The sequence below is a fragment of the Listeria aquatica FSL S10-1188 genome (assembly GCF_000525795.1).
Taxonomy (GTDB): domain Bacteria; phylum Bacillota; class Bacilli; order Lactobacillales; family Listeriaceae; genus Listeria; species Listeria aquatica.
The window spans coordinates 207,189-233,470 of the sequence record NZ_AOCG01000012.1; the positions used below are offsets into that span (position 1 = coordinate 207,189).

The 26,282-nt window shown below is 39.3% G+C and carries 15 protein-coding genes, 8 pseudogenes and 2 other annotated features; all 23 genes and pseudogenes read left to right on the top strand.

Annotation, left to right across the window (positions count from 1 at the left end; translation table 11 throughout):
• Positions 1-110: 110 nt before the first annotated feature.
• The 23 genes and pseudogenes from polA (at position 111) to MAQA_RS13825 (ending at position 26,176) form a co-directional block, all read left to right on the top strand.
• Positions 111-2,749: pseudogene (gene polA / locus MAQA_RS14220) on the top strand (DNA polymerase I).
• A gap of 16 nt (positions 2,750-2,765) precedes the next feature.
• Positions 2,766-3,587 carry a DNA-formamidopyrimidine glycosylase gene (gene mutM, locus MAQA_RS10060; protein WP_036073564.1) on the top strand — a complete coding sequence of 274 codons (822 nt, stop codon included), beginning with the start codon at positions 2,766-2,768 and terminating at the stop codon, positions 3,585-3,587.
• A gap of 10 nt (positions 3,588-3,597) precedes the next feature.
• Entirely contained in the window at positions 3,598-4,224 is a 627-nt protein-coding gene (gene coaE / locus MAQA_RS10065; RefSeq protein ID WP_036073566.1) for a dephospho-CoA kinase, read from the top strand.
• A 3-nt stretch (positions 4,225-4,227) separates the two neighbouring features.
• Positions 4,228-4,693 (top strand): annotated as a pseudogene (gene nrdR, locus MAQA_RS10070) (transcriptional regulator NrdR).
• 7 nt (positions 4,694-4,700) lie between these two features.
• Positions 4,701-6,081: pseudogene (locus tag MAQA_RS10075) on the top strand (replication initiation and membrane attachment family protein); the annotation flags it as partial.
• Positions 6,082-6,095: 14 nt separating this feature from the next.
• The gene (dnaI, locus tag MAQA_RS10080; protein WP_036073568.1) at positions 6,096-7,019 is read left to right on the top strand and encodes a primosomal protein DnaI; all 924 of its coding nucleotides are present in this window, start codon (positions 6,096-6,098) and stop codon (positions 7,017-7,019) included.
• A 61-nt stretch (positions 7,020-7,080) separates the two neighbouring features.
• Positions 7,081-7,309: a binding site (T-box leader), on the top strand.
• An 87-nt stretch (positions 7,310-7,396) separates the two neighbouring features.
• Positions 7,397-9,319 carry a threonine--tRNA ligase gene (gene thrS, locus MAQA_RS10085; protein WP_036073571.1) on the top strand — a complete coding sequence of 641 codons (1,923 nt, stop codon included), beginning with the start codon at positions 7,397-7,399 and terminating at the stop codon, positions 9,317-9,319.
• 86 nt (positions 9,320-9,405) lie between these two features.
• Entirely contained in the window at positions 9,406-9,987 is a 582-nt protein-coding gene (gene yihA / locus MAQA_RS10090; RefSeq protein WP_036073573.1) for a ribosome biogenesis GTP-binding protein YihA/YsxC, read from the top strand.
• A 123-nt stretch (positions 9,988-10,110) separates the two neighbouring features.
• Positions 10,111-11,412 carry a glutamyl-tRNA reductase gene (hemA, locus tag MAQA_RS10095; protein ID WP_036073575.1) on the top strand — a complete coding sequence of 434 codons (1,302 nt, stop codon included), beginning with the start codon at positions 10,111-10,113 and terminating at the stop codon, positions 11,410-11,412.
• Positions 11,413-11,421: 9 nt separating this feature from the next.
• Positions 11,422-12,355, top strand: a pseudogene (hemC, locus tag MAQA_RS10100) (hydroxymethylbilane synthase).
• Positions 12,356-12,444: 89 nt separating this feature from the next.
• A pseudogene (locus MAQA_RS10105) lies at positions 12,445-13,090 on the top strand (uroporphyrinogen-III synthase).
• Positions 13,074-14,049: pseudogene (gene hemB / locus MAQA_RS10110) on the top strand (porphobilinogen synthase). The pseudogenes MAQA_RS10105 and hemB overlap by 17 nt, the downstream one beginning before the upstream one ends.
• Before the next feature lie 18 nt (positions 14,050-14,067).
• On the top strand, positions 14,068-15,354 hold the full coding sequence (gene hemL, locus MAQA_RS10115; protein ID WP_036073577.1) for a glutamate-1-semialdehyde 2,1-aminomutase: 1,287 nt from the start codon (positions 14,068-14,070) through the stop codon (positions 15,352-15,354).
• A gap of 53 nt (positions 15,355-15,407) precedes the next feature.
• Positions 15,408-15,629, top strand: a binding site (T-box leader).
• 58 nt (positions 15,630-15,687) lie between these two features.
• The gene (locus MAQA_RS10120) at positions 15,688-18,339 is read left to right on the top strand and encodes a valine--tRNA ligase (protein ID WP_036073580.1); all 2,652 of its coding nucleotides are present in this window, start codon (positions 15,688-15,690) and stop codon (positions 18,337-18,339) included.
• Positions 18,340-18,411: 72 nt separating this feature from the next.
• Positions 18,412-19,714 (top strand): annotated as a pseudogene (locus MAQA_RS10125) (bifunctional folylpolyglutamate synthase/dihydrofolate synthase).
• Positions 19,715-19,897: 183 nt separating this feature from the next.
• Positions 19,898-20,605, top strand: coding sequence for a prepilin peptidase (locus MAQA_RS16655; protein ID WP_036073582.1), 708 nt, complete (start codon positions 19,898-19,900; stop codon positions 20,603-20,605).
• A gap of 13 nt (positions 20,606-20,618) precedes the next feature.
• On the top strand, positions 20,619-21,290 hold the full coding sequence (radC, locus tag MAQA_RS10135) for a RadC family protein (RefSeq protein ID WP_036073585.1): 672 nt from the start codon (positions 20,619-20,621) through the stop codon (positions 21,288-21,290).
• Between the two features lie 196 nt (positions 21,291-21,486).
• Positions 21,487-22,518 carry a rod shape-determining protein gene (locus tag MAQA_RS10140; protein WP_036073588.1) on the top strand — a complete coding sequence of 344 codons (1,032 nt, stop codon included), beginning with the start codon at positions 21,487-21,489 and terminating at the stop codon, positions 22,516-22,518.
• A 66-nt stretch (positions 22,519-22,584) separates the two neighbouring features.
• Positions 22,585-23,482: pseudogene (gene mreC / locus MAQA_RS10145) on the top strand (rod shape-determining protein MreC).
• Between the two features lie 2 nt (positions 23,483-23,484).
• Positions 23,485-24,012: a rod shape-determining protein MreD gene (mreD, locus tag MAQA_RS10150; protein ID WP_036073590.1), complete on the top strand. Its 528-nt coding sequence runs from the start codon at positions 23,485-23,487 to the stop codon at positions 24,010-24,012.
• A gap of 167 nt (positions 24,013-24,179) precedes the next feature.
• Positions 24,180-24,857, top strand: coding sequence for a septum site-determining protein MinC (gene minC, locus MAQA_RS10155; protein WP_036073591.1), 678 nt, complete (start codon positions 24,180-24,182; stop codon positions 24,855-24,857).
• A 3-nt stretch (positions 24,858-24,860) separates the two neighbouring features.
• Complete coding sequence (gene minD / locus MAQA_RS10160) at positions 24,861-25,661, top strand: septum site-determining protein MinD (protein WP_036073594.1); 801 nt, start codon at positions 24,861-24,863, stop codon at positions 25,659-25,661.
• A gap of 53 nt (positions 25,662-25,714) precedes the next feature.
• Positions 25,715-26,176 (top strand): ribonuclease E/G family protein, encoded by a 462-nt coding sequence (locus MAQA_RS13825; RefSeq protein ID WP_052008569.1) that lies wholly within the window; start codon positions 25,715-25,717, stop codon positions 26,174-26,176.
• The last annotated feature ends 106 nt before the right edge of the window (positions 26,177-26,282 follow it).

A 26,282-nucleotide genomic window follows, 5' to 3' on the forward strand; every position in this document is an offset into this window, starting at 1 on the left:
GACAAACCGTCGCGCTCTTTTTTGGTTTAGACGCTCAAACTATTAATCGCAGGCCAAATTATGGTAAAATAAATGCAAGTGAAAACTTGAAAACGAGGAGGATTTTTCCTGTGGGTAAATTAATTTTAATCGATGGAAACAGTATTGCAAATCGCGCATTTTATGCACTTCCACTTTTAACAAATGAAAAAGGGATTTACACGAATGCAGTGTATGGTTTTGCAATGATGTTAAATAATGTACTAGAAAATGAGAAGCCCGATCATGTGCTTGTGGCTTTTGATGCAGGAAAAACAACATTTCGTCACCAAACTTTCAAAGGTTATAAAGGTGGCAGACAAAAAACACCAAGTGAACTAAGCGAGCAGTTTCCTTTTATTAGAGAACTGCTTGATGCCTATGATATTCCTCATTATGAACTCAAAGATTACGAAGCGGATGATATTATTGGAACACTTGCTAAAAAAGCAGAACAAGATAAGCTTGAAACGATTATTATTACTGGCGATCGGGATTTAACGCAGTTGGCTAGTGAACAAACAACCGTTTATATTACTAGAAAAGGGATCACGGATATGGAAAAAAAACACACCTGAGACTTTACGTGAAAAGTATGATCTCTCTCCAGAGCAAATTATCGACATGAAAGGATTAATGGGAGATTCTTCGGATAATATTCCTGGAATTCCCGGTGTTGGTGAAAAAACCGCGTTAAAATTGCTTCACCAATACGGCGGAACTGTCGAAAGCGTACTGGAACATGCAGGTGAAATATCTGGTAAGAAATTGCAAGAAAAAGTGATGGATAATAAAGATTTGGCACTTTTGAGTAAAGAGCTAGCAACTATCAATACGGATTCACCTGTCGAAGTCAAGCTCTCGGATACCAATTATTCTGGTTTTCAAACAGAAAAAGTCGTTCCCTTTTTAAAAGAAATGGATTTTAAATCAATTTTAAAAAAATATCGAGGGTGAAGCGACTGATGAAGTAGCCGCTAGTGTTCAGGATGTCGATTTTGAGGTTGTAACGGCTCTAACAGATGCACATTTTGCTTCGCCTGCTGCGCTCTACGTGGAACTTGAAAATGAAAATTACCACACAGCACCATTTGTTGGGTTTAGTTTACACTCAAAAGCAGGAACTTTTTTTCTTCACTGCTGAAACGGCCAAGAAAAGTTCGGCTTTTAAAAAGTGGGCTCTTTCTAAGGACGAGAAGAAGTTCGTTTACGATGCGAAAAAAAATAACTGTAGCACTCCACCGACTGGAATTGGAAATAAAAGGGATTACATTTGATGCTATGTTGGCTTCTTATTTATTGAATCCTTCTGAAACCATTGATGACTTCGCGAGTGTGGCGAGGCAGCATGATTTTAGCAATGTTCAAACGGATGAAGCTGTTTACGGGAAAGGAGCTAAATACAAGGTTCCTGAGGAAACAACGGTCGCAGATCATTTAGCACATAAAGCTGTTGCCATTTTTCAACTCGAAAAGCCACTCACACAAGATTTAGAAGAAAATGAACAGATGGAACTTATGACAAGTCTTGAATTGCCACTTTCATTTGTTCTTGCTAAAATGGAAATTTTTGGTGTGCGCGTGGATACGGACCGTTTGTTAGAAATGAAAGCAGAACTTGCTGAACGAATTGATACGCTTGAAAAGTCCATTCATAGCTTGGCTGGATATGAATTTAACATCAATTCGCCGAAACAACTTGGAGTTGTTTTGTTTGAAAAATTAGGACTTCCAGTTATCAAAAAAAACAAAAACTGGTTACTCGACAGCAGCGGATGTTCTTGAGGCTTTGTCTGGACAACACCCGATTATTGAAGAAATTTTAATTTATCGTCAGCTCGGTAAGCTTCAATCCACATATATTGAAGGATTGCTTAAAGTTACGGATAAAAAGACACATAAAGTACACACTCGCTTCAATCAGACACTTGCCCAAACGGGTCGTTTAAGTTCTGTCGATCCGAACTTGCAAAACATTCCGATCCGACTTGAAGAAGGTCGGAAAATCCGACAAGCTTTTGTTCCTAGCGAACCTGAATGGAAAATTTTCTCAGCAGACTATTCGCAAGTGGAGCTTCGAGTTCTAGCGCACATCTCAAAAGATGAAAATTTAATTTATGCTTTTAAGCATGATTATGATATTCATACTAAAACGGCTATGGATGTTTTTCATGTGGATGAGGACCAAGTGGACTCTCTGATGCGACGTCAAGCTAAAGCGGTTAACTTTGGAATTGTTTATGGAATCAGTGATTACGGATTGTCACAAAACCTCGGGATTACTCGTAAAGAAGCAAAGGCATTTATCGATCGCTATTTTGAAAGCTATCCTGCCGTGCAAGAGTACATGCATGAAATTGTACGTCAAGCTAAAGAAACTGGATATGTGGAAACGATCTTGCACCGGAGACGCTATATTCCAGAGATTACAAGTCGTAACTTCAATGTTCGTAGTTTTGCGGAACGTACTGCAATGAATACACCGATTCAAGGAAGTGCGGCTGATATTATTAAAAAAGCGATGATTTTGATGAGTGATCGGTTGGAAAAAGAAAAATTGCAAGCTCGTCTATTGCTTCAAGTGCACGATGAATTGATTTTTGAGGCTCCAGAAGACGAGATTCAGATACTAGAAAAAGTTGTGCCAGATGTTATGGAAAATGCGGTAACACTTGATGTACCGCTTAAAGCGGACGCTGCATTTGGTGACACGTGGTATGATGCGAAATAAAAGGAGTTAATGAAACATGCCAGAATTACCAGAAGTCGAAAATGTACGAAAAACGTTAAATGAACTTGTGATCGGAAAGAAAATTGATCGTGTGACGGTTCATGTTCCTAAAATGATCGTGAATGGAGATCCAGATGAATTTAAATTGGCTCTCGTTGGTGAGGAGTTCGAAGCTGTACGACGGCGCGGGAAGTTTTTGATTTTTGATTTAACGAACTGCTCGTTGCTTGCCCATTTGCGAATGGAAGGGAAATTCCGTTTGAATGAGGATACTGATGAGGTGACAAAGCATACACATATTCGTTTTCATTTTACGGATCACACTGAACTGAGATTTTTAGATGTTCGTAAATTTGGGACGATGGAATGGATTCAAAAGCACGGGGAAGCCGATACAAAATCTATTTTAAAACTTGGACCGGAACCTTTTCCTGGAAGTTTTGAGCTCGCCCCTTTTCGTTCTCGCTTAAAGAAATCGTCGCGCGCCATTAAAACAATTTTACTTGACCAAAAGTTAGTTGCTGGCATCGGAAATATTTACGCAGACGAGATTTGCTACCGGGCAAAGGTTTTACCCACTCGAGCGGCGAATTCGCTTTCTAAGCTTGAAGTAAGCCGGATTTATGAAGCGACAATGGCGATTATGGAGGAAGCTGTTACACTTGGTGGTTCCACAATTCGAACTTATGTGAACTCGCAAGGGGAGCTCGGGCGTTTTCAAGAAAAATTAGTAGTGTACGGGCATGAAGGTGAGCCGTGTCCTACTTGTGGAACTTTGATCGAAAAAATTAAGTTGAACGGGCGGGGCACACATTTTTGTCCGCATTGTCAAAAATAGAGGTGGGAAAATGGGATTCACACTGGGACTTACTGGGAGTATTGCTACTGGAAAATCAACGGTTAGTAAGATGTTGCAAGATGAAAAGATCCCCGTCATTGACGCTGATCTAGTGGCGAGAAAAGTGGTGGAAAAAGGCACGGTTGGGCTTGAAAAAATTGTTTCTACTTTTGGAGATGAGGTGCTTTCGAAGGGGGCGTTAAATCGGGCGAAGCTAGGTGAAATCATTTTTCATGATAGCAAAAAACGGGAGCAACTGAACAAAATTGTTCATCCACTTGTACGAAAAGAGATGCTTCAAGAGCGTGATCGCTTGTTTAAAAGTGGCGAAACATTTGTTGTTTTAGATATTCCGCTACTTTATGAAAGTCAATTAACGGATCTTGTTGATCAAGTGCTTGTTGTCATGACAACAGAAGAGGTAGAGCTTACGCGGTTAATGGCGCGAAATGAGCTTTCAAGGGAAGAGGCACTTGCAAGAATTGCCACCCAAATGCCGATTAGCGATAAGGCTAAGCTTGCAGACTTTGTCATTGATAACAGCGGTACATTAAAAGAAACGAGCGAGCAGGTGAATGAACTTTTACACCAGCTTAAAAGGCATGGTATAATAGAGCGAAATGATGGGAGTGAATGAAATTTGAAATGTCCTTCTTGTAAATATAATGGAACTCGAGTTGTGGATTCACGCCCGGCAGATGATGGGAACTCGATTAGAAGACGACGCGAGTGCGAAAAATGTGGCTTTCGGTTTACGACTTTTGAAAAGGTGGAAGAAAGTCCGCTGATTGTTGTGAAAAAAGATGGCGCACGCGAGGAATTTGCACGAGAAAAAGTTCGTCGCGGCTTGATCCGTGCTTGTGAGAAGCGCCCTGTAAGTATTGAACAATTGGAAGATATTGTTTCTGAGGTGGAGCGCGAACTTCGTGCGTTAGGTGAAAGTGAAATTGATTCCGATTTAATTGGTGAAAAAGTGATGGATAAACTTGCTAAGTTAGATGAGGTTGCTTATGTGCGCTTTGCCTCCGTTTATCGTCAATTTAAAGATATTAATGTTTTTTGTCGATGAACTGAAGGAGTTAATGGACAAAAATAATAAAGGGTGAGAAGCACTTGACTGAATTTTGGATGGAATTACGACCTGTCGATGGGTACAAGGTGAAAGCAGATGGCATTATAACAGAATTTAACCGCAAAGTACTACTTAAGCTGTATCAACCACTCATGGGAGCTCATGCTTTGTCCCTTTATTTTTCCCTTCTTGAAGAAGTGGAAGAAAATAAGCTTTGGAGCAAAGCAAAGCCTCATTCTCAGTTGCTTACGACGCTTGGGATTTCCCTTCAAGCTTTTTTTTGAAGCACGTCTTAAGCTTGAAGGACTTGGTCTTGTTCGTTCCTACAAAAAAGTAGAATTGGATGATCAAACTTTTGTTTATGAACTTTTAGCGCCTCTCACTCCGAGACAATTTTTTGAAGATGGGCTATTAAATATCTATTTATTTAGTCAAGTGGGGCATAAGCGCTATCAAGAATTGCAACAATTGTTTATTGATCAGAAGTTCGATCGGACTGAGTACAGCGAAGTAACGAGAAACTTTCAAGATGTATTTGAACCGTTTCGTTTCGGTAAAGAAACACCTGAAATTCCTTCTGAAACTGAATTTATGGAAGAGAAAACACCAAGCAAAATTAAACTCGACTCAAAAGAATTTGATTGGAGTTACTTTTATCAATTGCTTTCTCCAAATATGCTGAGTCGTGATCAAATTACGGAATCTGTTATGGATACGATTTTGAAGATGCATGCGATTTATCAAGTGGACGAAAAAGAAATGCCTTCTTTCTTATATCGAGCGCTTGATGCACGTGGAACTATTCAACTTGAACAACTTCGAAAAATCATTCGGGAAAGTTATCAACTAAAACATCATGACTTACCTAAACTCGTAACTAGATCAAAAGAAGAAGTGGTGGCGAAAGAGGCACAGTCAAAATCAGAAGTGAATGATGAAGAGGCGCTTCAAGTTTATTTAGAAAGTGTCACACCTTTCCAACTTTTGATCGATATTGCAGATGGTGCTGAACCTGCTGAAACAGACTTACGTGTAATCGAAGAAGTGATGACGAAGCAAAACTTACCAAAACCGGTAATGAATGTATTGATTGAATACGTTTTGCTACGATTAGATGGTAAAATTTCGCGAAATTATATGATGACGATTGCGGCACACTGGAAACGAAAAAATGTAAAGACGGCGAAAGAAGCGATGGAGCTGGCGCTAGCTGAACATGAAAAATACAAACGACTGCAAGAGGAACCTGAAGAAAAAAGAAGGTACAACCGGGCGTCGCAGTTTTCCAGTAAAAAACGAACGGAAGTATTGCCAGATTGGTTTGATAAAGAAGAGACTGAGCCAGCTAGAAGTGAGTTATCGAATCGAGAAAAAGAAGCGCTTGAGGACCAAGTGAAACGAATAAAAAAAACAACTAAAAAGGTAGGTGAACGAAGGTGGATAAAATTGAACGAACGCTTGGACAGCTTTTTAGCGGTCGAGATTTTGAAAAAGAATATAATACGCTAAAGGAAAAGGTGCTTCAGTACGAACCTATCCGGGCGTTTTTAAATGAGCATAAAGACGATGTGACTGAGCAGTTGATCAATCAGAACTTATCAAGCTTATATGAATTCATGACACAAGATGAACAGTTTCGCGCAAAGAAAGAAACGCTCATGCCTGGTTATGCGCCAAAGCTTGTGATAAATGGTGAGTTTATCACGGTGACGTACTATCCGACCCCTGAAAAAATTGAAGCGGATAAGCGAAAAAGTGTGGAACGCCGCATTCGCTCACTCTACATGCCTAAACAAATATTGGAAGCTTCACTTGATCATTTTTATACGGATGAGGAAGAGCGACAGCGCGCACTTGTTGAAGCTTTTGATTTTCTCGAACATTATTCGAAAGATTCGTCTGAACGGGTAAAAGGCTTATATATTCACGGGAATTTTGGCACTGGAAAATCTTATTTGCTTGGAGCACTTGCTCGTGAACTGGCACTGCGTGGTGTAACTACTACGCTCGTTTACTTGCCAGAATTCATGCGTGAAATCAAACAGTCCATCTCGGATAATACGGTTAGTGAAAAAATCGAGTTTGCTAAAGAAACTGAAGTTTTGATGCTCGACGATATTGGTGCAGAGGCCATGACTGCTTGGACGCGAGATGAAGTTTTGGGAGCTATTTTACAGTTTCGGATGCAAGAAGAATTGCCTACCTTTTTCTCATCGAACTACAATATGAAACAGCTGGAATCGCACTTAACATTCACTCAAAATGGGATGGAAGAGCAGTTAAAAGCTAGGCGGATTATGGAGCGTATTCGTTTTCTTTCTAAAGAAGTACAACTTGAAGGAAAGAATCGACGTAAATAAGTAAATAAAAAAAAGCTTGTCAAATTTTCTTTTTGTGCGTATACTAGAGCTAGTTAATAAATTAACAGTGATGATAAGGACAACCATCTTAATGGAACGTTGCAGAGAAGGAGGGGTAGCTGCGAACCTCCAAACCGAAAATTGAGATTGGACCGCCTTTGAACTTCTATCTGGAAAGCTTTTAGTGAGTAATGATAGACGATTCGCTTTCGTTAACAGCGACAAGAGAGAACAAATTTTGTGTTTGTTTGAAATCTTGGGTGGAACCACGAGCATAACTCGTCCCTTGTTTTAAGGGGCGAGTTTTTTTTATTTTCTCGGGGAAAAGTTGTTTTTCTTATCAGAACTAAAATAAAAAAGTAAAGGAGCAGATCGTGATGAAAATTTCATTTCCAGACGGTTCAGTAAAAGAGTTTGAAAATGGTGTATCAACAGCTGATATTGCAGAATCTATCAGCCCAAGTTTAAAGAAAAAAGCTTTAGCAGGAAAAATTAATGGACAGTTGGTGGATCTAGTCACACCGATTGAAGAAGATGGTTCAATTGAAATTGTGACTCCTGATCATCCTGATGCACTGGGTATTTTGCGTCACAGCTCTGCGCATTTACTTGCTCAAGCTGTTAAACGACTTTACCCGGATGCGAATTTTGGTGTTGGCCCAGCTATTGATACTGGCTTTTACTATGATATTGATTTAGACAGCGCCATTAGTGAAGAGTCCTTTCCGCAAATTGAAAAGGAAATGCAAAAAATTGTGAAGGAAAACTTGCCTATTTCTCGTGAAGTGGTTTCGCGTGAAGAAGCGATTAAGCGATTTAAAGAAGTCGGCGACCCATACAAGCTCGAACTCATTGAAGCTATTCCACAAGACGAAACGGTTACTATTTATTCACAAGGTGAGTTTTTCGATCTTTGTCGTGGGATTCATGTTCCATCTACTGGGAAAATTAAAGTCTTTAAATTGTTAAGTGTCGCTGGAGCTTACTGGCGTGGCGATAGCAATAATAAGATGCTTCAACGGATTTACGGAACAGCCTTTTTCTCTAAAGAGGATCTGGATGAATTCCTTAAAATGCAAGAAGAAGCGCGTGAACGTGACCACAGAAAACTTGGTAAGGAGTTAGATCTCTTTGCCAATTCGGCAGAAGTTGGACAAGGATTGCCACTTTGGTTGCCAAAAGGAGCAACAATTCGGCGGGTGATTGAGCGCTACATCGTGGATAAGGAAGAAAGCTTGGGTTATAACCATGTCTATACTCCTGTTATGGCGAACGTAGAACTTTATAAAACAAGTGGGCACTGGGATCATTATCAAGATGATATGTTCCCAACTATGAAAATGGATAACGAAGAACTTGTACTTCGTCCTATGAACTGTCCGCATCACATGATGATTTATAAAAATGACATCCATAGTTACCGAGAATTACCTATTCGGATTGCAGAACTTGGCTTGATGCACCGTTATGAAATGAGCGGAGCGCTTTCTGGTTTGCAACGGGTACGTGGGATGACACTAAACGATGCGCACGTATTCGTTCGTCCAGATCAAATTAAAGATGAATTCAAGCGTGTACTCGAACTCATTCTTGAAGTTTATAACGACTTTAATATTACAGATTACAGTTTCCGTCTTAGCTATCGTGATCCGGAAAATACTGAAAAATATTTTGATGATGATGCTATGTGGGAAAAAGCTCAATCAATGCTGAAAAATGCGATGGATGAAATGGGGATGGATTATTTTGAAGCGGAAGGAGAAGCTGCTTTTTATGGTCCAAAACTAGATGTTCAGGTTAAAACTGCGATTGGAAAAGAAGAAACACTTTCGACTGTTCAACTTGATTTCCTTCTTCCTGAACGTTTCGATCTCACTTATATCGGCGAAGATGGTGAAAAACATCGTCCTGTTGTGATCCACCGTGGGGTCGTTTCAACAATGGAACGCTTTGTAGCTTATTTGATTGAAGAGTACAAAGGCGCTTTCCCAACTTGGCTTGCACCTGTTCAAATGGAAATCATTCCTGTAAATGCGGATGCTCATCTTGACTATGCGAAAGAAGTACAAGAAAAATTGCAACGGGCGAAATTCCGCGTAGAAGTGGATGAACGAAATGAGAAGTTGGGGTATAAGATTCGTGAAGCTCAAACTCAAAAAATTCCTTATGCGCTTGTTTTAGGGGACGAAGAAGCTCGAAGTGGCGAAGTGAATATTCGTCGTTACGGCTCGAAAGATTCGGAAAATATGCCACTTGATCAATTTATTAAGATGGTGAAAGAAGAAGTCGATAAGTTTTAATGGTGAACGCTTTTCCTGCAAATTGTTGTCGGAAAAGCGTTTTTCCGTTATACTAAAACGAGATTAGGAAAAGGATGGGCTAAGTTATGCAAGTACACAACGTCGAACTCGTGATCAGTGCAGTTTGGCAGGAGCAATATCCGGAAGGTGACCTTCCTGAATTTGCACTCGCTGGGCGATCCAATGTTGGAAAATCTTCATTTATCAACCGAATGATTGGTAGAAAAAGTATGGCACGAATTTCGCAAAAACCAGGTAAAACGCAAACGCTTAATTTTTATAAAATCGAAGAATCCTTGTTTTTTGTGGATGTTCCTGGATACGGATTTGCGAAAGTCTCCAAAAAAGAGCGTGAAAAATGGGGCGAAATGATCGAAACCTATATTACTTCGCGTGAACCACTTCGAGCTGTTATTCAAATTGTCGATTTGCGTCATAAGCCAACGAATGATGATGTGATGATGTACGAGTTTTTGAAGTATTATCAAATCCCAGTTATTGTTGTGGCAACAAAAGCAGATAAAATTCCAAGAAGTAAATGGCAAAAAAACGCAAAAGTGGTAAAAGAAACCCTTGATTTTGACGGAGAAGATGACTTTGTTTTGTTTTCAGCAGAGACTGGAATGGGTAAAGAAGAAGCATGGTCATTCATTGAAGCAAAATGCTAAAAAAGAGCTGACTTGTCAGCTCTTTTTCTGTAGGATTCCTTACAAATTTCACAAACTGTGTGATTGAATTAACGGAATAAAAAATGCTAAAATGGAATTAATATAAATTAGGGGGACGTATACATGTATATCCTTTCTGTTGGACTGAACCATAAAACGGCACCAATAGAGGTACGAGAACAGTTCAGTTTTGCTGAAACAGAAATTGACAAAGCGCTTACCGCTTTACAAAATGAAAAAAGTATCTTAGAAAATGTGATCCTTTCAACATGTAATCGCACAGAAATCACGGCGGTTGTTGATCAAATACATACCGGAAAATATTATATGAAACGTTTTCTTGCGGAATGGTTTGGGATGGAACTTGAGGAGGTCGCTTCTTATTTATTTTTCCACGAAGAAAAAGAAGCTGTCAAACACTTATACGCAGTAACTGCAGGACTGGATTCTTTAGTGCTAGGGGAAACACAAATTCTCGGACAAGTTAAGCAAGCATTTTTACAGGCACAAAAAACTGAAACCACTGGGACGATTTTGAATCAATTGTTTCGTGAAGCGATACATTTTGCAAAAGAAATGCATCACCGAACAAAGATTAATGAAAATGCGGTTTCTGTTAGCTATGCGGCCGTCGAAATTGCCAAAAGAATTTACCCAGATTTAAGTGAGAAATCAGTTCTTTTAATTGGAGCAGGAAAAATGAGCGAGCTAGCTTTAGAAAATTTAGCAGGCAGTGGCGTTTCTGAGATCGTGCTTGTTAACCGGACAGAATCACATGCTAAGAACCTTGCACAAAAGTTTGAAAATGCACGAGCAGTGAGCCTAGATGGGCTTGAAATGGCTCTTCAAAATGCAGATATTGTCCTTGTCTCGACTTCGGCAGAGGATTATTTACTGAGCGAAGCGGATATGCGACAAATTAGTGAGACACGTGACTCGCCGATTCTTGTTATTGATATTTCACTTCCTAGAAATGTCGATCCCAAAGCGGCCGATTTCGCGAAAGTCTTTTTGTATGATTTAGATGATCTTGAAGGGGTGATTTCTGCTAATACGGAAGAGCGGCAAAAAATTGTGGCTCGGCTTGAAGCTGAGATCGATATGGAGGCAGAGCGTTTTTTTGAGTGGGAAAAACGTTTGGGGGTCGTGCCACTTATTCGCGAGTTGCGTGAGGAGGCGCTTTTGATTCAAGAAAAAACTATGCAGAGTTTAGAGCACAAGCTACCCGGACTTACAGAGCGTGAATATACGGTGATTGGAAAACATATGAAGAGCATTATTAATCAAATGCTTAAGCAACCAATCGCTGAAATAAAGGAAATGCCTGAAAGAGTAGATGCAGATTCTCAAATTGCGATTTTTAAAGCTATCTTTGGTTTATCTGGAAAAGCTGAAACTGAACAACTGCAAAGTCAAAAAAAATGAGGTGGGCAAATGAAACGGGAATTTATCGTCGGTTCGAGACGAAGCAAACTCGCACTTACGCAAACGAAGTGGGTTATTCGTGAATTAAAAAAACATTATCCTGAGGTAGATTTTAAGATTCAAGAAATTGTAACAAAAGGGGATAAAATTTTAGATGTGACTTTAAGTAAAGTCGGTGGAAAGGGGTTATTTGTTTCCGAAGTGGAAGATCAGCTAGTTGACTCCACGATCGACTTTGCTGTACATAGTATGAAAGACGTTCCGAGCAAGTTATATGAGGGACTTGTAATCGGCGCGATTCCAAAACGTGAATCTCCGTTTGATGTCCTTGTTTTTCGTGAAGTAAATCAACTTGCAGATTTACCTAAAGGCGCTCTCATTGGCACAAGTAGTTTGCGACGTAGCGTGGAATTAAAACGAATTCGACCTGATTTGGAAATTCGTTCAATTCGTGGAAATATCGATACACGCTTACGTAAGTTAGAAGATGAGCAGTTTGACGCTATCATTTTGGCGGAAGCAGGATTAAGTCGAATGGGTTGGCTAGATGAACCCCATTTAAAAAATCGAACGCCTTTCTGCGGAAATCGCACTTCCTGCTGTCGGACAAGGAGCTCTCGCGATTGAGTGCCGCAAAACTGATACTGCGCTTTTAGAGATGCTTGCTTCTATTCACGATGCTGACACTGCATTTACTGTCCAATGCGAACGAAAATTTTTAGAAACTTTAAATGGCGGCTGTGAAATCCCGATTGCTGGTTTTGCAGAAAAAGGTGCTGCAGATTCGCTTTTTTTCAGAGGGTTCGTTGCAGATGCAGATGGAAGTAAACGACTTTCTGTCGAAAAAACAGGAACAGAGCCAGAATTAATTGGACAAGAAGCTGCTCGTGAACTTCTGGATCAGGGGGCCAAGCAAATTATTCAGGAGCTACGCCATGACTGATGCTGTTTTCTTGACGCGTGAAAAAAAGTAAAAATCAAGCAAGTCTTTTGCGCTTACAAGCGGCAGGAATGAAAGCAATTTCGATTCCAATGATTGAAGTAAAACCACTCACTTTTGAGTGGACAGAAAAAGCGCTTCAGGTGGATTGGATTTTTTTTACAAGCCAAAATTCTGTTCGATTTTTTTTTGCAAAAAGTGCGACAACTACCTACAAATATAAAAGTTGCTTCTATCGGAGAAAAAACTTCTGAAGCCCTTGAAAATTGGGGCATTTCGGTTGATTTTGAACCAAGTCTTTATGAAACAGAAGTATTTCTAAAGGAATGGAGTCAAAAAAATGCAGCAGGGACGAATGCTGTTTTACTCCCGCAAAGCAAAATTGCCAAGCCAAGAATACTCCAATTTTTAACTAATCTCGGGATCTCTTGTTTCAGGCTTCCACTTTATGATACAGTTTTACCTAGTGAAGCTTTGACTAACTTAAAAAGTGCATTAGCAAGCTATCCTCATTTTATCGCTGTCTTTGCTAGTCCTTCTGCTTGGAGGAACTTTAAACAAATTTTAGATGATCTAGCATTTCATAAACCTTTTTTCATTGGTTCCATTGGCGAAGTAACGACTCAAGCAATTGAAAAAGATGGCTATGAAGTGACTTTTCAGCCTGAAAAATATCAAATGGAAAATTTAATAGATTTAATAATAAAGGAGTCGAAGAATGATGACAAAAAACTTTGATCGCCATCGCCGTTTGCGCTCATCCCGTGCAATGCGTGATTTAGTAAGAGAAAATGAACTGTCGATGCGTGATTTTATTTATCCTATTTTTGTGAAAGAATTTGGTGAAACGAAAACGGAAGTTCCTTCCATGCCAGGGGTTTACCAGTTCCCGCTAGCTCTATTAGAAGAAGAAATGCAAGAAGTAAAAGAAGCGGGTATCCAAGCTGTAATCTTGTTTGGTATCCCAAAAGAAAAAGATAGTGTTGGAACGGGAGCCTTTCACGATCATGGAGTAGTACAAAATGCCACGCGAATTATCAAGAAGGCTTTCCCTGAGATTCTTGTCGTAGCAGACACTTGTTTATGTGAATTTACCGACCATGGACATTGCGGTCTTGTCCGAGGAGAAGAAATTTTGAATGATGAATCGCTTGAAGTGCTCAAAAAAAACGGCGGTTAGCCAAGTAGAGGCCGGGGCTGATATCATCGCACCAAGCAATATGATGGACGGTTTCGTAACAGCTATTCGTGAAGGTTTAGATGAAGCAGGTTATATTCATATTCCGATCATGTCCTATGCAGTTAAGTATGCCTCCGCTTTTTATGGTCCATTTCGAGATGCCGCAGACGGGGCGCCTCAATTTGGCGACCGGAAAACTTACCAAATGGACCCAGCAAATCGTGAAGATGCTTTTCGTGAAGCAAGTAGCGATGAAGCAGAAGGAGCAGATTTTCTCATTGTAAAACCTGCGCTTTCTTACTTAGACATCGTTCGCGATATTCGGAACACCACGCATTTACCCGTTGTTGCATACAATGTGAGCGGTGAATATGCTATGGTAAAAGCGGCTGCGCACAATGGTTGGATTGATGAAGAAAAAATTGTGATGGAAATGCTTCTTAGTATGAAGCGAGCAGGAGCATCACTGATTATTACTTACTTTGCAAAAGACGTCGCGAAGTATCTGCAAAAATAAAAAATCAGGAGGAAAACCATGAAACATTCAGCATCTAAAAAGGCATTCGATGAGGCCTTAAAATTAATGCCAGGTGGGGTAAATAGTCCGGTTCGAGCTTTTAAATCCGTTGCGGCTGATCCCGTTTTTATGGAAGAAGGAAATGGAGCCTATATTAAAGATATTGATGGAAACCGTTATATCGACTATGTTTTATCTTGGGGACCACTTATTCTTGGACATGCCAACCCGCTAGTAGTTGAAAAACTGACTCAAGCGGTTCGAAAAGGAACGAGTTTTGGAACACCAACGGAAATTGAAAATGAGCTAGCTAAACTTGTTATTGAACGTGTGCCTTCTATTGAAATTGTACGGATGGTTTCCTCGGGAACTGAAGCAACTATGAGCGCCATTCGACTTGCACGCGGTTACACGAAACGCAATAAAATCTTGAAATTCGAAGGAAGCTATCACGGTCACGGAGATTCTCTTTTGATTAAAGCAGGATCCGGAGTTGCCACACTAGGCTTACCGGATTCCCCAGGTGTGCCGCCGGATTTAGCGAAAGATACAATCACGGTTCCTTATAACGACTTAGAAAGTGCCAAGCTTGCTTTTGAACATTTTGGAGAAGAAATTGCTTGTGTGATTGTCGAGCCCGTTGCAGGAAACATGGGAGTTGTTCCGCCAATCGCTGGATTTTTAGAAGGGCTGAGAAAGCTCACAACTAAATTTGGTAGCTTGCTCATTTTTGATGAAGTGATGACCGGGTTTCGTGTCGACTTCTACTCCGCCCAAGGATATTATGTCGTAACTCCTGATTTAACTTGTCTAGGAAAAGTTATTGGTGGTGGACTCCCAGTTGGAGCTTATGGTGGTAAAAAAGAAATTATGGAACACGTCGCACCAGCTGGAACCGTATATCAAGCTGGTACGCTTTCTGGAAACCCTCTTGCAATGACAGCTGGTTATGAAACAATCAAACAATTGACACCACATGATTACGGTAAATTCCGTGCGCTTATTAAACGAATGGAAGAAAACCTCAAAGAAATTGCGGCAAGATATGAAGTGCCAATAGCAATTAATCAAGCTGGCTCCATGTTTGGATTTTTCTTCACGGATCAAAAAGTGATTAATTTTGAAACAGCCAAAAGTAGTGACCTTGATTTCTTTAGCCGCTATTACAAGGAAATGCTTGACCAAGGAATTTTTCTTCCACCTTCACAGTTCGAAGGAATCTTTATTTCAACCATGCACGGAGAAAAAGAAATTGACCGTACGCTTGAGGCATTTGAAACTACTTTTAAACGCTTGAAAAGCTGATTCCTTAATTGACGAGTGAGCTTAATTTTGATAGACTAAGAGCATAATAATACTAAAAAGCGAAGAAGAGGAAGAGTATATGAATTTTTCTTTCCTAGAGAGAAAGTGGTTGCTGCAAACTTTCAAAGAAAATTCATAGAAGGTAGCCTTGGAGCTGTTTTTCTGAACCTTAAAGTAGGAAAAACCGGTGCTAAATCGCATCGTTACTAGAATGAGTGCCGAATTTTTTCGGTAAAAAGGTGGTACCGCGAATCTAAACTCTTTTCGTCCTTTTCGGATGGAAAGAGTTTTTTTGTTTACTTTTAAAGGCAAAATTTGATGGGAGGAAATAGAATGAAGGAATTTGATAACACAGAAATGCCAACAAAATATGAACCGAGTAATGTTGAAAGTGGGAGATATCGCTGGTGGGTAGAAAATGATTTCTTCAAAGCTTCTCGTGATGATTCGAAACAAGCTTACAGCGTTGTCATTCCCCCTCCAAACGTAACCGGAAAGCTCCACCTTGGACATGCTTGGGATACAACACTTCAAGACATTATAACAAGAATCAAACGAATGCAAGGCTTCGATACACTTTATTTGCCTGGAATGGATCATGCTGGGATTGCAACCCAAGCGAAAGTAGAAGCTAAACTAAAAGAACAAGGCGTTTCACGTCATGAATTAGGGCGTGCTAAATTCCTTGAAAAGGCTTGGGAATGGAAAGAAGAGTATGCAGGATTCATCCGAGAACAGTGGGAAAAGCTTGGGCTTGGACTTGATTACTCACGTGAACGCTTTACATTAGATGAAGGTTTATCGGATGCTGTAAAAAAAGTGTTTGTTTCACTTTATGAAAAAGGCTTGATATACCGCGGCGAATACATCATCAACTGGGATCCAGTTGCCAAAACAGCACTTTCGGATATTGAAGTCATCCATAAGGAAATTGAAGGGCATTTTTACCATCTGAAGTATCCACTTGCCGATGGGAGTGGTTTCCTTGAAATTGCGACAACTCGCCCTGAAACAATCCCTGGTGATACAGCAGTTGCCGTGCATCCAAAAGATGAAAGGTATCAACATTTGATTGGAAAAACGATTCTTCTTCCAATCATGGACCGAGAAATTCCAATTGTGGCAGATGATTATGTTGATCGCGAATTTGGTTCTGGGGCGGTTAAGATTACACCAGCACACGATCCAAATGATTTTGAAGTTGGTAACAGACATGATTTACCACGCATTATCGTCATGAATGAAGATGCAACTATGAACGAAAATGCTGGGAAATATCAAGGGATGGACCGATTTGAAGCAAGAAAAGCTATCATAGAAGACTTTAAGGAGTTAGGGCTCTTTATAAAACAAGAACCTCATCTTCATTCAGTGGGACATTCAGAGAGAACAGATGCAGTCGTAGAGCCTTATTTATCTTTACAATGGTTCGTCAAAATGCAACCTTTGGCAAAAGCTGCTCTTGATATTCAAACATCAGAGGAGACAAAAGTAAATTTTGTGCCTAGTCGTTTTGAAAAAACCTACGCGACGTGGATGGAAAATATTCATGATTGGTGTGTATCTCGGCAGTTGTGGTGGGGACACAGAATCCCTGCTTGGTATCACAATGAAACTGGTGAAGTTTATGTTTCTGAAACACCACCTGAAAACGAAGCTGAGTGGACACAAGATGAAGATGTCCTTGATACTTGGTTCAGTTCGGCACTTTGGCCGTTTTCAACAATGGGCTGGCCAGATGAAGATGCCCCAGATTTTAAACGTTATTTCCCAAACAGTGCTCTTGTAACAGGTTATGACATTATTTATTTCTGGGTTTCTCGAATGATTTTTCAATCCGTTGAATTCACGGGAGAACGTCCATTTAAAGATACTTTGATTCACGGACTTGTGCGTGATGCTGAGGGACGGAAAATGTCGAAATCACTTGGAAATGGTGTAGATCCGATTGAAGTGATTGATAAATATGGCGCGGATTCGCTCCGTTACACGCTTTCTACGGGTACAGCACCTGGGCAAGATTTGAAATTCAGTTTTGAAAAGGTAGAGGCAACTTGGAATTTTATTAATAAGATTTGGAATGCTTCGCGGTTTGCTTTGATTAATATGGACGGTCTGAAATATGAAGAAATTGATTTATCGCACGTAACAGAAGTTAGTGATAAATGGATTTTGACTCGTCTGAATGAAACCATTCAAACAGTAACGGCGCTCTCTGAGAAATATGAATTTGGCGAAGTAGGAAGAACACTTTATAATTTCATTTGGGACGAATTTTGTGACTGGTATATTGAAATTGCCAAAATCTCACTATATGGGGAAGATGAACAAAGCAAACAAACCACACGGTCAGTTCTTGCTTATGTTCTTGATCAAACCATGCGCTTACTGCACCCTTTCATGCCGTTTGTAACAGAAGAAATCTGGCAAAATTTGCCGCATGAAGGCAAATCCATTACCGTTGCGAAGTGGCCAGTTGTTCGAGAAGAACAAATGCAAGGTGAAGCTGCACTTGCGATGAAGACGCTTGTCGAAATTATTCGGGCCGTTCGAAATATTCGTTCCGAGGTGAATACACCGCTCAGTAAGCCTGTTGCCATTCAAATCAAACCAAAAGATGAGGCCTACAAACGAATTATCGAAGAAAATCTTTCATATATTGAACGTTTCTGCAATCCAGAATCCCTCGAAATTTCGTTTGACATTGAACCTTCAAATACGACAATGACAGCTGTTATTACTGGGGCTGAAATTTTCTTACCACTTGAAGGTCTAATTGATATCTCTGAGGAAATTGAGCGCTTAACAAAAGAACTTGATAAGTGGAATAAAGAGGTGGCACGAGTTCAGGGAAAACTATCTAATGAACGTTTTGTCTCTAAAGCCCCTGAAAAAGTTGTTCAAGAAGAACGAGCAAAGGAAAAAGATTATCTTGAGAAAAAAGCGTCTGTCGAAGAAAGAATCAGAGCACTCAAAAACGCTTAACTTTAAGCGCGAAATAGCTCCTCAATTTTGCCCGGACTATTTCGCGCTTTCATAGAAGGGAGAGCCAAAGTTTTGCATTTTAACACTTACGAAGAAGCCTTAAACTGGATTCACGGAACGCTACGCTTAGGTATCAAACCGGGGCTCACACGAATGGAACTACTACTTGAAAAGTTAGATCATCCAGAGAAAAAGAACCGGTTTATCCATATTGCTGGAACGAATGGAAAAGGGTCTACCTTAACTTTTATTTCTTCGGTCCTACAAAAAGAAGGATATCGTGTGGGGACTTTTACATCTCCCTATATTGAGACATTTAATGAACGAATAGCCATCAATTCACTTCCTATTAGTGATGCCGATCTTATTCATCTTGCAAATCGAATTGCTCCTATTACAGAAGAAATCGCAGTTGGGGAATACGGACCACCCTCTGAGTTTGAAATTATTACAGCCATGATGTTTTTGTATTTTGCAGAGTTTGAAAAAATTGATTTTGGGATTATCGAAGTGGGGCTTGGTGGCCGACTCGATTCGACAAATGTTTTAACACCGATTCTTTCCATCATCACAACAATCGGACTCGATCATATGGAATTCCTCGGCGACACGATCGAAGAGATTGCCTTTGAAAAAGGTGGCATCATTAAGCCTTCTATTCCAGTCGTTGCAGGTGTACTACAAGATTCTGTCATCGAAACATTAGAAGAACTAGCTATTTCTCGAAACGCACCTTTTTATTTGTACAAAAAAGATTTTGTAGCAGATAAGGTAGAGGACAAGCTTTTGAACTATCGAGATGATTTTGGTGAACTTAAAGCCTTACAGATAGGCCTTGCTGGTGATCATCAAATCCAAAATGCTTCTGTCGCAATTTGTTCACTCCGTTTGCTTGAAGCGGAAAAGTGGATTCATTTATCAGAAGAAGGATTACGAGGGGGACTAGCTGATGCTTTTTGGCCTGGCAGACTCGAAAAAATAGCCCAAAACCCAGCGATTATTCTTGATGGTGCACATAATCCTGAAGGAATTCGTGCACTGATTCAAACGCTTCAACAAACGAACTCAGAAAAAAATTGTTCTGCTTTTTAGTGCTTTACTTGATAAAAATTACGATGAGATGATTCAAGAAATACAAACAAATGTGGATAATGTTGAGTTTTACCTTACAACATTTGATTTTCCTCGTGCCATGGCAAAAAAAGATGTTCTTAAAGTGGCTGAAAAGCACAATCTAGCCCCCGTCTTGGATTGGAAAGTGTTCCTTGAACAGATTTCACCTGAGTTACAAGAAACTCCATTATTTATTACGGGATCGTTATATTTTATATCAGAAGTAAGAAAATATCTTCTTGAAAAAACAAGTACCGTTTAAGGTGCTTGTTTTTTATAATCGCATTTTCGAGCCATATTACCTTTATAAACATTGATTTTTTTAAGGAGAAAGCTCTATTTTCAGTGAAAATAACATCCTTAAAATGCTTTTTTTAGAAAATGACAATAAAAAAATGCCTTGCTATAATAAGCCATATTCATCTAAAGAGGAGCGGTTCCACCTATGTTTTATTTAAACATCTTTATTTTTTCTGCGATTTTGGCTTCATTCATTCAAGTTGCAGCTACTCATTTGCCTCTTAAGCAACCTTTTATGTTTCGCTTCTCCCAGTGTGACTTTTGCAAACGGCGTCTTTCATTTTTTGAAATGATTCCGCTACTTTCATTTATAGCTTTGCGTGGTAAAACTTGGTGTTGTAGCAAAAGACTTTCTTATTCCTATTTTATTACTGAACTCACTTTCCCCATTCTTTTTACATTCCTTGTTTATCTGAAAAAAAGCGCTTCCCATCCAATACTTCCACTCACTTGTTTTGTTTTTCTTTTCTTCTTTTTATTAACCGATCTCGCTTATTTACATATTCCTGACTCCGCAGTGCTCGTTTTCTTAGGGATTATTCTACTAATCCAATTTAAGGAAAGTGTTCCGTTTAGTGATATTTTATGGCAATTCTTAATAAGTTTCTGTTTTTATGGCATTCTCTATTTTATTTTCCGAAAGGGGTTTGGAATGGGAGATACCAAATTACTAATCACTTTAGGAACGGCTCTTGGTTTTAAAGAAAGCTACTGGATTTTCTTTCTTGCGCTGGCTTGTGCAAATCTTTTTTTTGGACTGACAGTTCTTTTTAGGAAAATTCCTTGGAAGACAAAGATTCCGTTCGTTCCATTTCTTTTTACTGGATTTTTATTCTATCTAATTTCACACTAGGAGGCGTTTAAAGTTGCCGTTGAATTCAAAATTAAATCAACCACGTGAAAAACTTGCCCTAGAGGGAGTAAATTGCTTGTCACTTGATGAACTTGTCGCAGTTTTACTGGAAACAGGGACAAAAACAGAATCGGTACAGTTATTAGCTAAACGTTTTATAATGCGTTTTCGTGGGACTTCAGAAATTCAGCAAGCTAGTGTAACCGAGTTTCAAAAAATAAAAGGAATTGGACCAGCAAAAGCTTGCAAGCTTGCTGCAGCTATTGAACTTGGGAGACGAGTTCATAAAGAGCAGCAAGGAAAAGAACGTCTCACAATTCGAACTCCTGAACAAGCAGCACTTCTTGTGATGCCAGAATTACGTTTTTTACATCAAGAACATTTTCATTGTTTGTTTTTAAACACCAAAAATCATTTACTCCATCGGGAAACACTTTTTATTGGGAGTTTAAACATGAGTGTTGTCCATCCTCGTGAAATTTTTCGAACAGCACTAAAAGTTTCTGCCGCATCTGTTCTTTGTTTTCACAATCATCCATCTGGTGACCCGACACCGTCAAAAGAAGATATTTCAGCGACTAAAAGAATACAAGAGTCAGGTGAAATTGTTGGTATTGAACTGCTTGATCATATTATTATTGCTAAAGATAAGTATCTGAGTTTAAAGGAACAGCGCTATTTCTAAAGAAATCATTAAATTTGTTTCTTTTCATTAAAAATAATGCCTTAATTTAAACAGTTATGTTATAATGTAATGGTTGTATATGTGTATAGAGAAAATGCGACACAAACCTTGATTAGCTTGCAATTTACGAGAGCAAAGAATCGTGTCAGCTCAAATTTACTCATATAATGTTAATTTAATGAAAAGGAGAATACAGATGTTTGGATTTGGTAACAAAGATATTGGCATTGATCTTGGAACGGCAAATACGCTTGTATACATGAAAGGGAAGAGCATTGTATTGCGCGAACCTTCTGTCGTTGCTATGAAAAAAGATACCCAAGAAATCGTTGCGGTCGGTAGCGAAGCAAAAAACATGATTGGTCGTACCCCTGGAAATATCATTGCCATTCGTCCCATGAAAGATGGGGTAATTGCTGACTATGATACAACAGCTGCAATGATGAAATACTATATTCAAAAAGCGAGCAAAGGGCTTGGAGCGAGTAAACCTCGTGTTATGATCTGTGTTCCCTCTGGAATTACGGGAGTAGAAAAACGTGCTGTCACAGATGCAACTCGCCAAGCAGGAGCAAAAGAAGCTTACACGATTGAAGAGCCATTTGCGGCGGCAATTGGTGCTGGTCTTCCAGTATGGGATCCAACTGGAAGTATGGTTGTTGATATCGGTGGCGGAACAACAGAAGTTGCGGTTATTTCTTTAGGAGGCATCGTAACTAGCCGTTCGGTTCGTACAGCTGGTGATGATATGGATGATGCAATCATTAACTATATCCGCAAAAAATATAATCTTCTTGTTGGAGATCGTACTGCTGAAATGATCAAAATGGAAATTGGATCAGCTGATCCAGCTAATCTTGATCTTACACCATTTGGGATTCGCGGACGTGACCTTGTAACGGGACTACCAAAAACGATCGAAGTTACACCTCAAGAGGTTAGTGCTGCACTTTCAGATACTATTGCTGCTATTATAGATGCTGTAAAGAGCACATTAGAAAATACACCTCCTGAATTATCTGCTGATATCATGGACAAAGGAATTGTACTTACTGGCGGCGGAGCACTTCTTAGAAATTTGGACTCTGTCATTTCTGAAGAAACAAAGATGCCTGTAATCATTGCTGATGAACCGCTTGATTGTGTGGCTATTGGTACTGGTAAGTCGCTTGAAAACATGGATCTTTATAAAAAGAAAAAAAATGAACTAAAATGGGCACTCGTTTAGTTGAGACAAACTGGAGATCGTTAGCTGCTAATCGAAAAAAGAGGATGAACGAGATGAGGTGTTCGCATGCCACAGTTTTTCCTAAATAAACGTTTGATTGTCTTGCTCATTTCAATCATTGTTCTTGTTGCGCTAGTCGGATTTTCACTTCGTGACAGAGAAAATGCATCGTGGCCAGAGCAATTTGTAAAAGACGTTGTAGGGTTTGGTGAAAATATTGTTTCAAAACCAGTAACCTACGTGTCTAGTCTGGTAGATGGAGCTAAAGACCTCAAAAATACGTATACGGAAAATGCAAAATTAAAAAAAACGCTTAGACGGGGTAGCGCAACTTGAAAGTGAAGTTGCTGACCTAAAAAAAGAGAATAAAGATCTAAAAGATTCACTAAATATCAAAGACAGCATTCGTGATTATGATCCAATCAATGCCATGGTCATTTCTAGGAATCCATCTAATTGGAATGAACAAGTTGAAATCGATAAAGGATCACGTGATGGTGTAAAACCTGATATGGCAGTGATTACGGCTGGAGGTTTAATTGGCCGCATTACAAGTACTGGAGCCAAGTCATCAACTGTTGAGCTCTTAACTTCCAATGATACAAGAAACCGAGTTTCTGCTATGGTTCAAGGAAGCAAAAATGCTTATGGAATTATTAATGGTTACGACGGTGATACCAATTTGCTGGAATTAAAACAACTTCCTTATGATATGAAATTTTCAAAAGGACAAAAAATTGTTACTTCTGGTTTAGGTGGGAAATTCCCTGCAGGTATATTTGTCGGTACTATCGAAAAAGTTGAAACAGACAAAATGGGGCTTTCACAAACTGCTTACATCAAAACTGGCGCTGATATGTACGATATGAATCATATTATCATTTTACAACGTACGGCTGAAACTTCATCCACTTCGAATGATACTGGTGAAACGGATACGTCCTCTTCGACTGGAGGAAATTAATCATGAATGTAAAGAAAACCATTTGGCTTCCTCTAATCATGATTTTAACTTTCATTCTAGAGGGCGTTATCAGCTTAATATTTGCAAAGCCACTTTTTGGCGAGAGTAGAATGTTCATCCCTCATTTTATACTTGTTTTACTTATTTTGATGACTGCTTTTTATCGTAGGAATACAACGCTTATTTACGCTTTTATTTTTGGACTAACTTTTGATATTTATTATACAGGTATTATGGGCATTTATTTCGCGCTATTTCCGTGTATCGTATATATCACAGATAAACTTCTAAAAGTATTGCAAAATAGCATGGTATTAGTTGGTTTAATTACTGTGTTCAACATTATTTTAACCGAATCACTTGTTTACGCTTTTTACGTACTGATTGATTCGACTTCAATGGATGTTGCGACATTTATTGATAAGCGACTTTGGACAACAATTCTTTTGAACTTTGCTTTTTACTTAGTTGTCTTTTTCCCATTTCGACATTTCCTTGTAAAATTGAAAAAGTCGGAAGATCGCTTGTAAAAAACAGCTTGAATCGCTTAGATTTTATCGAGCAGCTGGTAGTTTTAGGCTGTTTAAAGCGATCGGGCTGTTTTTTCTATATAAAGCGATTTTTTTCTGGTATAATAAAAAATGGCGCTGATATATGAAATATTCTACTTTAAGCGCGGTGATGAGGTGAAAACTGGATGAAGAAAAACGTGCAAATTAAAGGAACAAAGAATGGTATTCAAATTGTATTGAAAGATACTGCAAGTATTGAAGAACTTGAAACTGAACTCCTCGCACTTTTGAAAGATCAAAAAGCTGCACCTTATTCAGGAGAAAAACTTCCGGTTCAGGTCCAAATTGGAAACCGACTGTTTTCAGAAGAAGAAGAAAATAGGATTGAAAGTATTATTAAAGAGCAAAGTCAAATGGAGATCAACGCTTTTTATAGTGATGTGATGACAAAAGAAGATGCTAAAAAATGGAAAGAACAGGATCAAATCTTCTCGCTTGCAACGATTGTTCGTTCTGGGCAGGTTATTCAAGTTTCAGGAGATCTTCTTTTGATTGGAGATATTAACCCTGGTGGACAAATTCGATCGAGCGGTAATATTTTTGTGCTTGGTTCCATTAAGGGAATTGTTCACGCCGGTTTTGAAGGCGATGAAAAAGCTGTTGTTGCTGGAAAATTCCTGTATCCTTCACAAATACGAATCGCAGATCAGTCATTTGGTTTTGATAGTGAAGATTACAAAAACATTGAGGATACTGAACTTTTTTCTGCTTATATTAATGATGAAAACAAGTTAGTTGTTGACGATGTACATACAATCAGGAAAATCAGACCTGAAATTACAAATTTTGAAGGAGGACGATAAAAGATGGGTGAAGCAATCGTTATCACTTCTGGAAAAGGCGGAGTTGGAAAAACCACTTCGACTGCTAATCTTGGAACTGCTCTTGCACTCCAAGGCAAAAAAGTTTGCTTAGTAGATATGGATATCGGCCTCCGTAATCTTGATGTTGTGCTTGGGCTTGAAAACCGAATTATTTATGATTTAGTTGATGTCGTTGAAGGCAGATGTAAAATTCATCAAGCATTAATAAAAGATAAACGTTTTGATGATTTATTATTCTTGCTTCCTGCAGCTCAAACTACGGATAAATCTGCGGTTACTGCTGAACAAATGAAAGAATTAATCAGTGATCTTAGACCGGATTATGACTTTATTTTAATTGATTCGCCGGCGGGGATTGAAACAGGTTATAAAAATGCGGTTGCTGGGGCAGATCGAGCAATTGTTGTGACGACACCGGAAATTTCTGCAGTTCGTGATGCGGACCGGATTATTGGTCTTCTAGAGCAAGAAGAAATTGAGCCTCCAAAGCTTGTCATCAACCGGATTCGTACACAAATGATGCAAAACGGAGATGTGATGGACATTGATGAAATCACGTCTCACCTTTCCATTGAACTTCTTGGGATCATTATTGACGACGATGAAGTTATTCGTTCATCCAATAATGGAAATCCCGTTGTGATGCTTCCAAATAGTCGAGCGTCACAAGGATATCGGAACATTGCCAGAAGATTACTTGGCGAGTCCATTCCATTAATGTCGATCGAGCAACCAAAGAAAGGCTTTTTCCAGCGCCTTAAACAATTATTCAGTAGAAACTAAGAGAAAAAGCCTTCACTTTTGTGGAGGCTTTTTATAAAGGAGATTTGCTAGTTATGCGGCAGATACTTGTCAACACACGTACAACAGAAAAACGAATTGCAGTTTTAGATGGTAAAAAAGTTATTGATTTTAACCTTTTTCGTCCTACGGAAATGGTGCAGCCAGGTCAAATTTATTTAGCACAAATTGAAAAAATTGATCGAAAAATCCAAGCTTGCTTTGTCTCGCTTGGATCTGAAAAGGGGTTTCTCCATTTGGATGACATTCCAGAAGAAGCGGAGCGTCATCAAGGCGCTCGGCTTTTAGTTGAAGTCACGCGAATGGGCACAAAAACCAAATTGCCTCTCGTTACTGGGATGATCGAGATTTCTGGTGAAACGCTCGTCTATATCTTCGGGAAGTCCTATTTTTCTGTTTCAAAGCGTATTCCAGATGGACGAAAAAAAAGAGCTTATTCAGTCTATCAAGCCGCACTTAGAAGAAGCGGAAGCTGTGATTCTTCGCTCACGAGCTGAAACGAGTTCGGCGGAGTCGATCCTTGCTGAACTGGAGGAAAAAAGGCAGTTTCTCGCAGATCTCCGTTTCCAGAGTAGAAAAAAGAAAAAAAACCTGGTCTTTTAG